The 14,606-nt window shown below is 75.0% G+C and carries 12 protein-coding genes; 9 read left to right on the plus strand and 3 right to left on the minus strand.

All coding sequences use genetic code 11. The features are described 5' to 3' along the window. Positions 1 to 201: 201 nt before the first annotated feature. Entirely contained in the window at positions 202 to 888 is a 687-nt protein-coding gene (locus tag ABZ621_RS22980; protein WP_360607373.1) for a Crp/Fnr family transcriptional regulator, read from the minus strand. A gap of 63 nt (positions 889 to 951) precedes the next feature. Beyond that, positions 952 to 2,259 (minus strand): cytochrome P450, encoded by a 1,308-nt coding sequence (locus tag ABZ621_RS22985; protein WP_360607375.1) that lies wholly within the window; start codon positions 2,257 to 2,259, stop codon positions 952 to 954. Positions 2,260 to 2,536: 277 nt separating this feature from the next. On the opposite strand from ABZ621_RS22985, the gene ABZ621_RS22990 reads away from it, so the two are divergent. Beyond that, on the plus strand, positions 2,537 to 4,030 hold the full coding sequence (locus ABZ621_RS22990; protein WP_360607377.1) for a cellulose binding domain-containing protein: 1,494 nt from the start codon (positions 2,537 to 2,539) through the stop codon (positions 4,028 to 4,030). On the opposite strand, the gene ABZ621_RS22995 is transcribed toward ABZ621_RS22990, so the two are convergent. Continuing rightward, positions 4,020 to 5,075 carry a hypothetical protein gene (locus ABZ621_RS22995; protein WP_360607379.1) on the minus strand — a complete coding sequence of 352 codons (1,056 nt, stop codon included), beginning with the start codon at positions 5,073 to 5,075 and terminating at the stop codon, positions 4,020 to 4,022. The two genes, ABZ621_RS22990 and ABZ621_RS22995, sit on opposite strands and share 11 nt — an antisense overlap. A 90-nt stretch (positions 5,076 to 5,165) precedes the next feature. On the opposite strand from ABZ621_RS22995, the gene ABZ621_RS23000 reads away from it, so the two are divergent. The 8 genes from ABZ621_RS23000 to ABZ621_RS23035 all read left to right on the plus strand — a co-directional run bounded on the left by ABZ621_RS23000 (position 5,166) and on the right by ABZ621_RS23035 (position 14,561). Then, the gene (locus ABZ621_RS23000) at positions 5,166 to 5,774 is read left to right on the plus strand and encodes a TetR/AcrR family transcriptional regulator (RefSeq protein WP_360607381.1); all 609 of its coding nucleotides are present in this window, start codon (positions 5,166 to 5,168) and stop codon (positions 5,772 to 5,774) included. A 144-nt stretch (positions 5,775 to 5,918) separates the two neighbouring features. Then, entirely contained in the window at positions 5,919 to 7,598 is a 1,680-nt protein-coding gene (locus ABZ621_RS23005) for an acyl-CoA dehydrogenase family protein (RefSeq protein WP_360607383.1), read from the plus strand. A gap of 282 nt (positions 7,599 to 7,880) precedes the next feature. Next, entirely contained in the window at positions 7,881 to 8,471 is a 591-nt protein-coding gene (locus ABZ621_RS23010; protein WP_360607385.1) for an RNA polymerase sigma factor, read from the plus strand. Then, a complete protein-coding gene (locus ABZ621_RS23015; RefSeq protein ID WP_360607387.1) occupies positions 8,468 to 8,770 on the plus strand; it encodes a hypothetical protein in 303 nt (100 codons plus the stop codon). Before ABZ621_RS23010 ends, ABZ621_RS23015 begins: the two co-directional genes overlap by 4 nt. Before the next feature lie 255 nt (positions 8,771 to 9,025). Beyond that, positions 9,026 to 10,669 carry an ABC-F family ATP-binding cassette domain-containing protein gene (locus ABZ621_RS23020; protein WP_360607389.1) on the plus strand — a complete coding sequence of 548 codons (1,644 nt, stop codon included), beginning with the start codon at positions 9,026 to 9,028 and terminating at the stop codon, positions 10,667 to 10,669. Positions 10,670 to 10,932: 263 nt separating this feature from the next. Continuing rightward, positions 10,933 to 12,273 carry a discoidin domain-containing protein gene (locus ABZ621_RS23025; RefSeq protein ID WP_360607391.1) on the plus strand — a complete coding sequence of 447 codons (1,341 nt, stop codon included), beginning with the start codon at positions 10,933 to 10,935 and terminating at the stop codon, positions 12,271 to 12,273. Beyond that, positions 12,273 to 13,553 carry an MFS transporter gene (locus ABZ621_RS23030; protein WP_360607393.1) on the plus strand — a complete coding sequence of 427 codons (1,281 nt, stop codon included), beginning with the start codon at positions 12,273 to 12,275 and terminating at the stop codon, positions 13,551 to 13,553. The genes ABZ621_RS23025 and ABZ621_RS23030 overlap by 1 nt, the downstream gene beginning before the upstream one ends. 3 nt (positions 13,554 to 13,556) lie before the next feature. After that, positions 13,557 to 14,561: a hypothetical protein gene (locus tag ABZ621_RS23035; protein ID WP_360607395.1), complete on the plus strand. Its 1,005-nt coding sequence runs from the start codon at positions 13,557 to 13,559 to the stop codon at positions 14,559 to 14,561. The last annotated feature ends 45 nt before the right edge of the window (positions 14,562 to 14,606 follow it).

Consider the following 14,606-nt stretch of genomic DNA (forward strand, 5'->3'; position numbering starts at 1 on the left):
GCCTTCCACTGGTGACGGGGCCTTCGGTGGGGCCGTGGGGACATTCGCGACGATGTCAGTCGCGGGGGGATCGGGGCGACGGCAGCGGGCACACCGCGTCTGTGACCGTGTGCACAGAACGCCGGGGGTGCGTCGCGGGGGGCGCGCGGAGGCGTCCGGGGCACGTGGGGGGGGTGACGCGGGGGCGCCCCGGGGGCGCGCTCAGGTGGTTCCGGCGCGCGCTATCCGGCGGAGTACGTCAGGTCGTACGACGACGAGGCCGCGCCGGCCGGTGCGTACGATGCCGCGTTCGCGCAGCTGCTTGAGGAGGCGTGCGACGGCCTCGCGGGAGGCGCCGACGGAGCCCGCGAGTTCGCTCTGGGTGAGTCCGGCGGTGAGCTGGACGCCGTCGGCGGACTCCTCGCCGTGGGTGCGGATGAGTTCGAGGAGCAGCAGCGCGAGGCGTTCCTGCACGTTGAGCGAGGCGTACTGGACGCGGCGGCGGTCGCTGTCGCGGGTGCGGTCGGCGGTGAGCGCGAGCAACTTGCGGGCGATGCCGGGGCGTTCGTCGAGCAGGGTGCCGAAGCGGTCGGCGTCGAAGGCGAGGGCGTCGACCTGTTCGAGGGCGGTGACGGTGGCGCCCCGGGGCCGGCCGCTGAGGAGGGCCTGTTCGCCGACGATGTCGCCGGGGCCGCGGAGGGCGAGGAGCGCCTCGTAGCCGTTGGGCGCGGCGGAGGTCACCTTGGCCCAGCCGGAGAGGATGACGAGGACGTGCGTGGAGGGTTCGTGCTCGCGTAGGAGGATCTGGCGGGCGGGGAAGACGAGGGGGCTTCCGCTGCGTAACAGCGTCTGCCTGTCGTCGGATTCCAGCCGCGCCACGAAGGGCACCTGGTCCTCGAACTGCGTCACCTGTCTTCTCCCGCCCCGCCCGCCTCTTCCGGGCCGTTCCCGCGCCTGGGACAAGCCGGGAGGTTAGCGCATCGGAGCGTGAGGTTCCTCCCGGGCGCCGGAAAGGGCGGCGGGGGTGGGGCCGTCGGGGCGGACGGTGAGGCCGTACGCGGTGCGGGCGGGGTGGGAGCGGAAACGGGGGACGTGGCCCGGCAACAGGTGTTCGAGGAGGGTGACGGACTCCCGGAGGGCGAACTGGAGGCCCAGGCAGGCGCGGGGGCCGATGCCGAACGGCAGGTAGGCGCCGGGGTGTCCGGGGCGGCGGCCGGGGGTGGTGAAGCGGGTGGGGTCGAAGTCCTCTGGTTCGGGCCAGAGTTCGGGGTCGCGGTGGGTGAGGTAGGGGCAGACGAGGAGGTCGGTTCCGGCGGGCAGGGCGTGGCCGGCGAGGGTGTCGGCCTCGGGGGCGTGCCGGGGCAGGATCCAGGCGGAGGGGTAGAGCCGGAGCGTCTCGTGGACGAGCGCCTGTACGGCCCGCTGCCGTTCGGGCGAGCCCTCGGGGCCGGCGGCGAGGGCCTGTTCCCGGGCCTCGGGGTGGCGGTCGAGGAGGAGGTACAGCCAGGTCAGGGTGGTGGCGGTGGTCTCGTGCCCGGCCACGAGGAGGGTGACGATCTCGTCGCGGATGAGCCGGTCGGTGTACTCGGGCCGGGTCTCGGCGGCCTCGACGAGGACGCGCAGCAGCCCGGGGCCGTCGGGTCCGGCACCGGCGTCGCGGGCGGCGTGGACGGCCCGTTCGGCGACGGCGTCGATCCGGGCGATGTCGGAGGCGACGGCCGTCTGGGCGGCGAACGTGTCGGCGGGCAGGCTCGGCAGGACGGCCACCACGGCGGCGACGGCGGCGAGTTCCCCCTCGGTGTCCGGGTCGAGCGGGTGGCCGGTGAGGGCGCGCCAGATGGTGTCGAGGGCGAAGCGCCGCATCTCGTCGCCGAGGTCGAAGACCTCCCCGGTGCGGGCGTACGCCTCCCAGCGCGCGGCCGTCACGCGGGCGGCGGCGGCGATCCGCTCCTCGTAGCGGCGCATCCCGGGGCCGGTGAACTGGGACTGGAGGAGGCGGCGTTGGCGCTGCCAGGCCTCGCCTGTGGCGGAGAGGACGCCGTCGCCGACGAGGACGCGGGCGCGGTGCGAGCGCTTGACGTACCGGTCGGGGTGCTGGGCCAGGACGTGCCGGACGGCGTCGGGGTCGGTGACGAGCACGGTGGGCGGGGCACCGGGCGCGGGGCGGAACGCGCCGATGCCGCCGAGCCGTTCGCGTACGAGGGTGAGCAGGTCGACCAGCTCGCCCCCGTCGGCGTGCCACCGGGCCACGAGGTCGGGGTCGAGTTCGGGGATGCCCACGGAGCGGCTCCTGTTCGGCGTCCGCACGCCCTCGCGTGCGGGGAGGGGTGGCGCGCGGTCACCTCGCACTGTAGGGGCGCGGTGGCGCGGGGCGACAGCGCGCCACCGGTCGGGTCGTCGCCCCGCTGTGGCGCGAAGTGGGCCCTGTCCGGGGTGCGTTCGGGATGCGTTCGGATCCTTGCGCGCGGAGGATCGACCCGCCGACTCCGTTGACGTGCCCGCAACAGTAAGGAAGCTTTACTTACAACAGGCATCCGGCACGAGGAGACGACCCACCATGCGCAGAGCGATTCCGGCCGCGGCCGCGACGGCCCTCGCCGGCCTGGTCGCCGCGGGGCTGCCGACCCCGTCGGCCCGCGCCGACACCGCCCCCGCCCTCACGGCCTCGGTCGCCCGGGCGAGCGTCTGGAGCAGCGGCTACGGCGCCGACGTGACCGTGGCGAACTCCGGGGACGCTCCCGCGACCGGCTGGACGGTCGAGTTCGACCTCCCCGAGGGGACCTCGGTCAGCAGCCACTGGTCGGCGACGAAGACCCAGAGCGGCCGGCACTACACCTTCACCAACGTCTCCTGGAACGGCTCGGTCGCCCCGGGCGGGACGCAGGGCTTCGGCTTCAACGCGAGCGGCCTCGGCCTCCCGCTCAACTGCACGGTCAACGGCGCCCCGTGCGCGGGCGGCACCCCGACGCCCACACCCACACCCACGACCGCGACGCCGACCCCGACACCCACGCAGACCCCGACACCAACGCCGACACCGACGCCGACTCCCACCCCCACCACCACCCCGCCCACCGGTCCCCTCGTCGACGTCGCCACGGCGGCGGAGCTCCGGGCCGCGCTCGCCTCGGCCGTTCCCGGGCAGACGATCCGGATGGCCCCCGGCGAGTACCGGGGCTCCTTCGTCGCGCAGCGGCCCGGCGCGGCGGACCGGCCGATCACGCTCACCGGCCCGCGCACGGCGGTGCTCGTCAACGACGGGCCCAGCGGCAGCGGCCCCTCCTGCCCCGTCCCGACCGCCGGCTGGGACCCGGGCTACGGCCTGTGGCTGTACGGGGCGCCGTACTGGAACCTGGAGGGCTTCACCGTCCGGGACTCCAAGAAGGGCCTGGTCGTCGACGCCTCCCCGCACGTGACGGCGGACGGCCTTCACGTGCACCGCGTCGAGGAGGAGGGCGTGCACTTCCGCCGCTCCTCGGCGGACGGCGTGCTCCGCGACTCGACGGTCGAGGAGACGGGCCTGGTCCAGCCGGGCTACGGCGAGGGCGTGTACATCGGCTCGGCAGGCTCCAACTGGGGCTGCCACGGCAACGAGGGCGGCGCCGACCGCTCGGACCGGGTGCGGGTGGAGAACAACCGCATCGGCCCGAACGTCGCCGCCGAGGCGATCGACGTCAAGGAGGGCACCTTCGGCGGCGTCATCCGCGGCAACACCTTCGACGGGCGCGGGATCACCGGCCAGAACTCGGCGGACTCGTGGATCGACGTGAAGGGCGTCGACTACCTCATCGAGGACAACACCGGCACGTTCACCCCGCCGGGCACCTTCGCCAACGGATACGAGACCCACAACCCGGCCACCACGCCCGCCTTCCCGAACGGCTGCGGCAACGTCTGGCGCGGCAACGACTCGGACCTGGGCGGGGCGGGGGCGTACGCCGTCAAGGTCACGTCGACGTCGAAGTGCCCGGGCCGGCTCAACGTCGTCCACGCCTCGAACACCGTGCGCGGCGCCACGAGCGGCCTGACCAACATCGCGGTCACCCCGTAGGGTCCGGCTCCACGTCCTCCTCCCCGTACGACTCGAACCAGTGCCGGTCGAAGTACCGGGCGGTGGAGAAGGGGTGGTGCCGGTCGGTGAGCAGGCGGTACAGGAACTCGGTGATCGTGCCGTCGAACCTGACCCAGGAGTCGTAGTCGTCCTCGACGGCGACGATCGGCCAGCGGTCGGGATCGCGGCCCTCGGTGAGCCAGTAGAACGTGTCGGCCTGCTCCGTGTCCCCCCACGGGAGCAGGCCGCCGGGCGCCGGGTACACCTCGTACGGCTCCCAGAGCGTGCCGCCGTGCACGCGCGCGTGGTCGGCCAGCCGGAACGCGTTCCCGGCCAGGTCCGAGCCGCTCCCGCCCGAGCCGCGCCCACCCGGACCGCTCCCGTCCGAGCCGGGCACGTACAGCCGGAGGTAGCCGTCGAAGGCGCCCTCGCCGAAGACCTCGGCGAGCTGTTTGTAGTCGACGGGAAGCGCCGTGCCGAGCCGGTCCTCCACCGCCGCCCAGTCGACCGCGTGGCGGGGCCCGCCCAGGCTCCGGCCGGTCGCGGCGAGGACCCCGCCCAGCCAGGTGGACCCCTCGGGGATCCCGGAGGCCGCGCTCCGGCCCTCCGCGACGACCAGCACGGGCCGGACGCCGAGCGGACCCCGTACGGCTCCGAGGCCGATCCACCGTCCGCCGTGCGACCAGCCCCGCATGCCGACCACCCCGTCCCCGAAGGGCGCGAGCAGCGGCAGCCCGGTGAGGTCGGTGACGGACGGGTCGACGGCCCCGTCCCGCGCGAGGTCCCGCGCCCGCCCGTACCGCTCGACGAGCGCCCGCCGGAGGGCGTCGAACGCGGCCTCGCCCTCCGGCGCCGTCCCGCAGACGTGCCCGTCGGGGTGGCCGGGCTCGGCACAGCAGAGCTCGTCGGAGTCGGTCCAGACGCGGCGCCGCAGCCAGCCGAGGAGCGATTCGAGCGCTTCGGAGGGGGTGTCGGCGGAGGTTTCGGCGAGGGTTTCGGCGGGCGTGCCGTCGGGGGCTTCGTCGTCATGGCGTGGCAGGTTCACGCCGGGCATGCAACCAGACGCCACCGACAGCCGGCGCCACCGGGCCTCCGCACCCTGGCGGGAAATTCTGAATGGTGGTTCACTTCTTCCATGGCCTACCGCAAGACCCCCGCCGAGCTCCGCCGGCTCGAAACCGCCCGGGAGCACCTGGTCGCCTGCGCCACCTCCGTCGTCGCCGAAGTGGGCTGGGCCCAGGCGTCCGTGACGGCCGTCGCCGACGCCGCCGGCATCGCGGCCGGCTCCGTCTACCAGCACTTCCCCTCCAAGGCGGCGCTCGCCGTGGAGGTCTTCCGGCGCGCCGCCGGGCGCGAGGTCGAGGTCCTCGGCGAGGTCCTGGCCGAGCCCGGCGACCCCGTCGAGCGGCTCAGCCGCGGCGTCCGGGTCTTCGCCCGCCGCGCCCTGGAGAACCGCGGGCTCGCCTACGCCCTGCTCGCCGCCCCGGCCGAGCCCGCCGTCGGCGCCGAGCGGCTCGACTACCGGCGCCGCTACCGCGCGCTCTTCGCCGAGGTGGTGCGCGAGGGCATCGCGCAGGGCGTACTGCCGGAGCAGAACGGGGAGATCACCGCCGCCGCGCTCACCGGCGCGGTCGGCGAGGTCCTCGTCGACCCGCTCGGCGCCCCGGGCACTTCCACCACCGACGCCCTCCTCGCCGAACTCACCGCGATGGCGCTGCGCTGCGCGGGCGCCCCCGCGCCCTGACCACCGCCACCTTCGCCATCCGACACCGACACCGGCACCGGCACCGGCACCGGCACCGGCATTCACCCCCGCAGACGCAGACGCACACGCACACGTCGCCCTTCCCCGTCCGCCCGACACCCGCCTTCCTGAGGAGCGCACACCGTGACCACGACTCCCGGCTCCGGCCCCGCCCCGAGCACTCCCCAGAGCCGCCCCACCGCCGTGACGCACACCGTCACCAACCAGACCCCGCCGCTCACCGGCCACGACGCCGCCGACGACCCGGTGCTGCTCGAAGGCGTCGTCCGGGAGGGCGCCGGCTGGCACCTGGAGGACCTGCACCGCTTCGGCCGGGTCGTCACCGGCGAGGAGGCCCAGCACTGGGCCGACCAGGCCAACCGCAACGAGCCCGAGCTGCGCACCCACGACCGGTACGGCAACCGGATCGACGAGGTCGAGTTCCACCCGGCGTACCACCGGCTGATGGACCTCTCCGTGGGCGAGGGCATCGCCGGCGCCGCCTGGGCCGACGAGCGGCCCGGCGCCCATGTGGCGCGCGCCGGCAGCTTCATGCTCGCCACCATGCTGGAACCGGGCCACCTGTGCCCGGTCTCGATGACGTACGCCGTCGTCCCCGCGCTGCGCCACTCCCCCGAGCTCGCGAAGACGTACGTGCCGCTGCTCACCAGCCGGTCGTACGAGCCCGGCCTGCGCACCCCGACGGAGAAGCGCGGGCTGCTCGCCGGGATGGGCATGACCGAGAAGCAGGGCGGCAGCGACGTCCGCGCCAACACCACCACCGCCACCGAACTCCCGGACGGCACCTGGCGGTTGCGCGGCCACAAGTGGTTCACCAGCGCGCCGATGAACGACCTCTTCCTCGTCCTCGCGCAGGCGCCCGGTGGGCTCTCCTGCTTCCTCGTCCCGCGCGTCCTGCCCGACGGCAGCCGCAACACCTTCCGCATCCAGCGGCTCAAGGACAAGCTCGGCAACCGCTCCAACGCCTCCAGCGAGCCGGAGTTCGACGACACGGTCGCATGGCTCGTCGGCACCGAGGGCAAGGGCGTGCGGACCATCATCGACATGGTGACGATGACCCGCCTGGACTGTGTGCTCGGCTCCGCCGCCGGCATCCGCGGCGCGCTCGCGCAGGCCGCCCACCACGCCCGCCACCGCTCGGCGTTCGGCGCCACGCTGATCGACCAGCCGCTGATGCGCAACGTCCTCGGCGACCTGGCCCTCGAATCGGAGGCGGCCACCACCCTCGGCCTGCGCCTGGCCGGCGCCGCCGACCGCGCCCGCCTCGGCGACGAGCGCGAGCGCGCCTTCCTCCGGCTGGCCACCGCCGTCGGCAAGTACTGGGTCTGCAAGCGGCAGCCGGCCGCGGTCGCCGAGGCCCTGGAGTGCCTCGGCGGCAACGGCTACGACGAGGCGTCAGGCATGCCGCGCATGTACCGCGAGGCCCCGCTCAACAGCATCTGGGAGGGCTCCGGCAACGTCAGCGCCCTCGACCTGCTGCGCGCCCTGGCCCGCGAACCGGAGGCCCTGGACGCCTTCCGTACGGAGGTGGAGGCCGCGTCCGGCGCCGACCGGCGGCTCGACGCGGCCTGGACCGCCCTCCAGGGCGAGCTGCGCCTCACCGAGGACGCCCCGGTGCGCGCCCGCCGGGTCGCCGAGCGGGCCGCGCTGGTCCTCCAGGGCTCGCTGCTCGTCCGGCACGCCCCGGCGGCGGTGGCCGACGCCTTCTGCGCGTCGCGCCTCTCCGGCGACCAGGGCCTCGCCTTCGGCACCCTCCCGCCGGGCACGGACTTCGCGGGCCTCCTGACGCGCCTGCCGGTCTGACCGGCCGGACCGGCCCGGCTCCCCCGAGGGGGACGCGCCCCCGCCACGGAAGATTTCCGCGGCGGGGGCGAATCCTTTTCGGGTCCCGCCGTCTCCTATCCCCGTACCGGCCGCACGGGCCGGTCGCCGGAAGGAGACACCATGCTGGTCACCACCCTCGTCGTCGTCGGAGCGGTCCTCGTCGGAGCCTGCTCCTGGCACCTGCTGCGGCGGTACCGGAGCCGGGCCTGACCCCGCCCGGTCCCGGCCCCGGAGTCCGCGGAACACGACGAGGATGAGCACATGAACCGACCCTTCTCCTGGCCCGACGAGCGGCTGGTCAAGGCGGCGCAGGACGGCGACGTCGCCTCGCTGACCACCGTCGTCCTGGAATCCCAGCCGCACGTGCGGAAGTTCGCCCTCTCCCTGTGCGCCTCGCCGCAGGACGCGGAGGACGCGGCGCAGGAGGCGCTGATCACCCTGTACCGGAAGATCGGCACCCTGCGGGCGTCCGGGGCGCTCGCCTCGTGGATGTTCCGCATCGTGCGCAACGAATGCCTCCGGCACGTGCGCCGGCTCGTCCGGTGGGGCGAGGAGCCGGAGGCCGGGCCCGAGGCGGCCTCGGAACCCTCCGCCGAGGAGGCCGTCCTGCACCGCCTGGAGGCGCGGCGGATCGCCGCCGCCGTCGCCGCCCTCCCCCGCGACCAGCGGCAGGTCCTGATCATGCGGGACGTCCAGGGCCTGCCCGGCAGGGCCGTGGCCCGCGCCCTCGGCCTGAGCGACGCGGCGATGAAGTCGCGCCTCCACCGCGCCCGCACCGCCCTCCGCCACTCCCTGACGGCCCCGGACCCGGCCCCCGGGGCCCGCCCCTCCGAAGGAGACCCGCACCCATGACCACCACCACTCCCCAGGGCCCCGACTACGCGAGCAGCTCCGTCCCCCGCCACCTCGCGCGCGGCGCGCTCGGATTCGGACTGGTCATCGGGGCGGTCGCGCTGGTGCCGGTGGCCGGGCCCGTCAGCCTGCTCGCCGCCCCGCTGGCCCTGATCGCCTTCCGCGGCTGCCCCACCTGCTGGGCGGTCGGCCTGGCGCAGACGATCTCCCGGGGCCGTCTGGAGCGGCGGTGCGCCGACGGCGTCTGCACCCTCGCCAAGGCCCACCCGCACCCCGCCGCGCCCTCGCCCCGGGCGTGAATTCCCGCCGGTCCGCGGGGTCCGGCTGTTACGCTGGTGGGGACGTTGATCGTGTATCGAGGAGAGCAGCAGACGTGGCGGGTGACGACGACATCTCCGGGTGAGATCCGGATCTGACGGCCACCGGACGCGCCGAGGAGCGCACACCGGGGTGGCCCGTTCGTCGTACCCCAGCACTCAGTCCCCCGTCTGCCCGGGGCGGAGCCGTGTCCGCGCGCCCGCCGCCGCCCCCTCCCTCCCCGCGAGGTCACCTTCATGTCCCACGCCACCGTCGTCTGCTCCGGCCTCTCCTTCTCCTGGCCCGACGACACCCCCGTCTTCGACGAGCTGTCCTTCAGCCTGACCGCCGGCCGTACGGGCCTGGTCGCGCCGAACGGCTCCGGGAAGAGCACCCTCCTGAAGCTCATCGCCGGCGAGCTGCGGCCCACCGGGGGCTCCGTCACGGTCGACGGGACCCTCGGCCACCTGCCGCAGAGCCTCCCGCTGACCGCCGGCCTCACCGTCGCCGACGTCCTCGGCGTCGCCCACGTCATCCGCGCCCTGGACGCCGTCGAGTCCGGCGACGTCGCCGAGGAGCACTTCGCCACCATCGGCGACGACTGGGACATCGAGGAGCGCACCCGCGCCCAGCTCGACCGGCTCGGGCTCGGCGCGCTCGCCCTCGACCGCGCCCTCGGCACCCTCAGCGGCGGCCAGATCGTCTCCCTCGGGCTCGCCGCGCAGCTCCTGAGGCGGCCCGACGTGCTGCTGCTCGACGAGCCGACCAACAACCTCGACCTGGAGGCCCGGCACAAGCTGTACGACGCGCTGTCCGACTTCGACGGCCTCCTCCTGGTCGTCGCCCACGACCGGGCGCTGCTCGACCGCATGGACTCCATCGCCGAGCTCGGCTCCTCCCGGCTGCGCCTGTACGGCGGCGACTTCACCTCCTACGAGGAGGCGGTGCGCGCCGAACAGGACGTCGCGGAGAAGAACGTGCGCCACGCCGAACAGGAACTGAAGCGCGAGAAGCGGGAGTTGCAGCAGGCCCGCGAGCGGGCCGAGCGGCGGGCGAGCAACGCCGCCCGCAACCTCAAGAACGCCGGCCTCCCCAAGATCTTCGCCGGCACCATGAAGCGCGGCGCCCAGGAGTCCGCCGGCCGGGCCGGGCAGACCCACGCCTCCCGCGTCGGCGAGGCGCAGGCCCGGCTCGACGAGGCCGGGCGGGCGCTCAGGGACGAGCAGCGGCTGGTCCTCGACCTGCCGGACACGCAGGTGCCCGCCGGGCGCGACCTGTTCCTCGGCGAGGGGCTGCGGGTCCGGCACGACGGCCGCGAGCTGTTCGGCGCGGGCGGTGTCGACCTGTCCGTGCGCGGTCCCGAGCGGATCGCGCTCACCGGCGCCAACGGCTCGGGGAAGACCACCCTGATGAGGATCGTCGCCGGTGAACTCGCCCCGGACGCGGGGCGGATCAAGCGGGGCGGCGGACGCGTCGCCGTCCTCTCGCAGCGGCTCGACCTGCTCGACGCCGGGCGGACGGTGGCGGAGAACTTCGCCGCGTTCGCGCCCGAGCGGCCCGAGGCGGAGCGGATGAACCTGCTCGCCCGCTTCCTCTTCCGGGGCGCCGGGGCGCATCTGCCGGTCGGGGTCCTGTCCGGCGGTGAGCTGTTGCGGGCCACCCTCGCCTGTGTGCTGTACGCCGAACCGGCCCCGCAACTGCTGCTGCTTGACGAGCCGACGAACAACCTCGACCTCGTCGGCGTGGGCCAGCTGGAGGGCGCGCTCCAGTCGTACCGGGGCGCGTTCCTCGTGGTCAGCCACGACGAGCGGTTCCTCGCCGAGATCGGGGTGGACCGCCGGCTGCGGATCGAGGACGGCACGCTGCGGACCGCGGAGGCTCCCGAGGAGGCCATGGGGTGACGCGGAGTCTGGTAGGAAACCTTACTATCGGCTAGCATCCCGGCAGCGGCCCGGCGCGGCGGCCCTCCCCGAGGGACGTGACGCGCTCAGCGAGAGCTCTGACCCGGCCGCCGAGCACCACCCCGTCGTGTGGCGCCCCGAGCGCCACGCGGTCGGTCGTCCGCGCCCATGTCCCAGGGTGTTCGCCCTTGGGCGCGGACGGCCCACGCCGTGGTGCCCCGGCACGGTGTCCAGCTCTCCCCCTCAGGCCAGGGAGCCCAGGTATGCGCCTGTCCGCCTCCGCCCCACCCCGCCGCACCACCACCCCCTTCTCCCTCGTGCTCGCCGCCGTGCTGCTGCTCGTCGGCGGACTCCTGCTCGCCCTGCCCGACCGGGCCGGGGCCGCCGCCGACACCCTGATCTCCCAGGGCCGTCCGGCCACGTCGTCGTCGGTCGAGGACGGCACCTTCGGACCGGAGAAGGCCTTCGACGGCGACTCCGCCACCCGCTGGGCCAGCGCCGAGGGCGTCGACCCGCAGTGGCTCCGCGTCGACCTCGGGCCGTCCGCCACCGTCTCCCGCGTCAAGCTCGTCTGGGAGACCGCCTACGCCACGGCGTACCGCGTGGAGATCTCCGCCGACGGCGTCGCCTGGACCCGCCTCGCCACCGAGACCGCGGGGAACGGCGGCACCGACGACTGGACCGGGCTGACCGGACAGGGCCGCCACCTGCGCGTCTACGGGACGGCGCGCGGCACCCCGTACGGCTACTCGCTCTACACGGTGGAGGTGTACGGCACCAGCGGCACGACGCCCCCGCCCACCGGCTCCTTCACGGTGGTCGCCGCCGGTGACATCGCCGCACAGTGCACGGCCTCCAGCAGCTCCTGCGCCCACCCGAAGACGGCGGCCCTGGCCCAGCGGCTCGCGCCCGCCTTCTACCTGACGATGGGTGACAACCAGTACGACGACGCCCTGCTGTCGGACTTCCGGAACTACTACGACAAGAGCTGGGGCGCCTTCAAGGCGAAGACCCGTCCCGTCCCCGGCAACCACGAGACGTACGACCCGGCCGGCCCGCTCGCCGGCTACAAGGCGTACTTCGGCTCGATCGCCTACCCGCAGGGCGAGCCGTACTACAGCTACGACCAGGGCAACTGGCACTTCGTCGCCCTCGACTCCAACTCCTTCGACGACCCCGCGCAGATCCAGTGGCTCAAGGACGACCTCGCCCGGAACACCAAGGGCTGCGTCGCCGCCTACTTCCACCACCCGCTGTACTCCTCCGGCGGCCACGGCAACGACCCCGTCTCCAAGCCGGTGTGGAAGATCCTGTACGCCGCCGGGGCCGACCTCGTCCTGAACGGCCACGACCACCACTACGAGCGCTTCGCCCCGCAGGACCCCGACGGGCGGGCCACCGCCGGCGGCATCGTCGAAATCGTCGGCGGCATGGGCGGCGCCGAGCCCTACGACATCGAGACCGTCCAGCCGAACAGCCAGAAGCGGATCAGCGGCACCTACGGGGTGCTGAGGCTGGACCTCACCGACACCACCTACACCTGGCAGTACGTCGGCGTCGACGACCGGGTCAAGGACTCCGCCCCGACCTACACCTGCCACTGATGTACCTCGCGACCACCGGTCGCCCGGACGCGCCGCCCGCCCCCCAGGGGGTCCGGCGGCGCGTCCCCGGCACCGTCCTCGCGCTCGGCACGGTCAGCCTGGTCACCGACGTCTCCTCCGAGATGGTGACCGCCGTCCTGCCGCTGTACCTGGTCCTCGGACTCGGCCTCTCCCCCCTCCAGTTCGGGCTGCTCGACGGGCTGTCGACCGGCGCCACCGCCCTCGTACGGCTCCTCGGCGGCGCCACCGCCGACCGCGGCGGGCGGCACAAGACGGTCGGCGGCCTCGGCTACGCCCTCTCCGCCCTCTCCCGGCTGGGCCTGCTCCTCGCCGGCGGCGCCACCGGCGGCATCGCCGGGGCCCTCGCCGCCGACCGGCTCGGCAAGGGCGTCCGCACCGCCCCGCGCGACGCCCTGATCACCCTGCACAGTCCGCCCGAGGACCTCGGCCGTGCCTTCGGCGTCCACCGCGCCATGGACACCACCGGCGCCCTCCTCGGCCCGCTCGCCGCCTTCGCCCTGCTGTGGGCGACGGCCGACGCGTACGACGCCGTCTTCGCCGTCAGCTTCTGCGCCGGGGCCTTCGGCGTGCTGCTGTGGCTCCTGCTCGTCCCCGGCCGCGCGCGCCGCACCGCCCCCGCCCCGCGGCCGGCGGCACGCGCGCGTGCCGTGCCGCTCGCCGCGCTCCGCTCCCCCGGCCTCCGCCGGATCGTGCTCTGTGCCGCGCTCCTCGGGGCGGCCACCGTCGGCGACTCGTTCCTCTACCTCCTGCTGCAGCGCCGGCTCGCCCTCGACCCGACCTGGTTCCCCTTCCTGCCGCTCGGCGCCGCCGCCGTCTTCCTGCTGCTCGCCGTCCCGGCCGGCCGGCTCGCCGACCGCCTCGGCCGGCGCGGCCCCCTCCTGTACGGGCACGGGGCGCTGTTCCTCGCGTACGGCCTCCTCCTCGTCCCGCTGCCCGACGCGGTCGTCCTGCCCGGCGTCCTCGTCCTGCTCGGGGGCTTCTACGCCGCGACCGACGGCGTCCTGATGGCGCTGGCCGGCCCCTTCCTCACCGAGGGGCGGCGGGCGAGCGGGCTCGCCCTCGTCCAGACCGCCCAGGCGCTGGCCCGCGTCGGCGCCGCCGTCGCCTTCGGCGCCCTGTGGACCGCGAGCGGCCCGGGGACCGCGCTCGTCTGCGCCCTCGTCGCACTCGCCGCCGCCGTCTGCTGCGCCGCCCGCCTCCTCCCCCGCGACCCCGGCCCCGTCCCCGAGCCCCGCGACCTCCGTGAGAGGACCGACTGACCCATGTCCGCCCTGACCGACGCCACGACCCGCACCCGCGTGTGGATCATCGTGCTCGCGCTGCTGCTGCTCGGCGGCGGGGCCACCGCCTACACGCTGCGGGCGGCCTCGGGCCGCGCGGCGGCCGTCGACCGGGCCGCCGAACCCGGCTTCGTCCTGGACGGCGGGGCCGGCGCGCTCTACGCCCGGGACTCCGCCACCGGCCGGGTCGCCCGCGTCGACCCGGCCGCGCCCGGCGGCCGGGCGGCCCGCGGCCCTGCCTGCGACCGCTTCCACGCGGCCGGGAACACCGCCCTCTGCCTCCAGCGCAGGCCGGGCGTCCCGGCCCGCTCGTACGCGCTCGTGCTCGACCGGGAGCTGCGCGAGGTGCGCCGGATCGGCCTGCCGGGCATCCCCAGCCGGGCCCGGGTCTCCGCCTCCGGCTCGATGCTCGCCTGGACGATGTTCACCACCGGCGACTCGTACGCCCGCTCGGCCTTCTCCACCCGCACCTCACTCCTCGACCTGCGCACCGGCTACCTGGTGAAGAACATCGAGCAGATCCCGCTGACCCTCGGCGGCCGGCGCCACCACGCCCCCGACGTCAACTACTGGGGCGTCACCTTCGCCGCCGACGACAACCGCTTCTACGCCACCGTGTCGACCGGCGGGCGCACCCACCTCGTCGAGGGCGACGTGGCGGCCTGGTCCGCCCGCGCGCTCCGCGAGAACGTGGAGTGCCCGTCCCTCTCCCCCGACGGCACCCGGATCGCGTTCAAGAAGCGGGTCTCCCCCGGCCCGCGCGCACCCTGGCGCCTGTACGTCCTCGACCTGGCCACCGGCCGCGAACACCCGGTGGCGGAGGACCGGGCCTTCGACGACCAGGCCCTGTGGCTGGACCCGCGCACGCTCGCGTACGGGCAGGGCGGCGGCGTCTGGTCGGTGCCCGCCGACGGCACCGGCTCCCCCCGCCTCCTCGCCTCCCGGGCCTCCTCCCCGAGCCTCGCGACGCGGCCCTCCCCGAGCTGACGGAGCGCCGCCTCCGGGGAGCCGCGCGGCCGCCGTCGGAAAGAT

It is taken from the genome of Streptomyces sp. NPDC007863, assembly GCF_040633895.1.
In the GTDB taxonomy this organism is placed as follows: domain Bacteria; phylum Actinomycetota; class Actinomycetes; order Streptomycetales; family Streptomycetaceae; genus Streptomyces.

Bases quoted from the DNA above. Each gene is read 5' to 3' on its own strand.
- ABZ621_RS22990 (WP_360607377.1), top strand. From the start codon at position 2,537: ATGCGCAGAGCGATTCCGGCCGCGGCCGCGACGGCCCTCGCCGGCCTG.
- ABZ621_RS23000 (WP_360607381.1), top strand. From the start codon at position 5,166: ATGGCCTACCGCAAGACCCCCGCCGAGCTCCGCCGGCTCGAAACCGCC.
- ABZ621_RS23010 (WP_360607385.1), top strand. From the start codon at position 7,881: ATGAACCGACCCTTCTCCTGGCCCGACGAGCGGCTGGTCAAGGCGGCG.
- ABZ621_RS23015 (WP_360607387.1), top strand. From the start codon at position 8,468: ATGACCACCACCACTCCCCAGGGCCCCGACTACGCGAGCAGCTCCGTC.
- ABZ621_RS23020 (WP_360607389.1), top strand. From the start codon at position 9,026: ATGTCCCACGCCACCGTCGTCTGCTCCGGCCTCTCCTTCTCCTGGCCC.
- ABZ621_RS23025 (WP_360607391.1), top strand. From the start codon at position 10,933: ATGCGCCTGTCCGCCTCCGCCCCACCCCGCCGCACCACCACCCCCTTC.
- ABZ621_RS23030 (WP_360607393.1), top strand. From the start codon at position 12,273: ATGTACCTCGCGACCACCGGTCGCCCGGACGCGCCGCCCGCCCCCCAG.
- ABZ621_RS23035 (WP_360607395.1), top strand. From the start codon at position 13,557: ATGTCCGCCCTGACCGACGCCACGACCCGCACCCGCGTGTGGATCATC.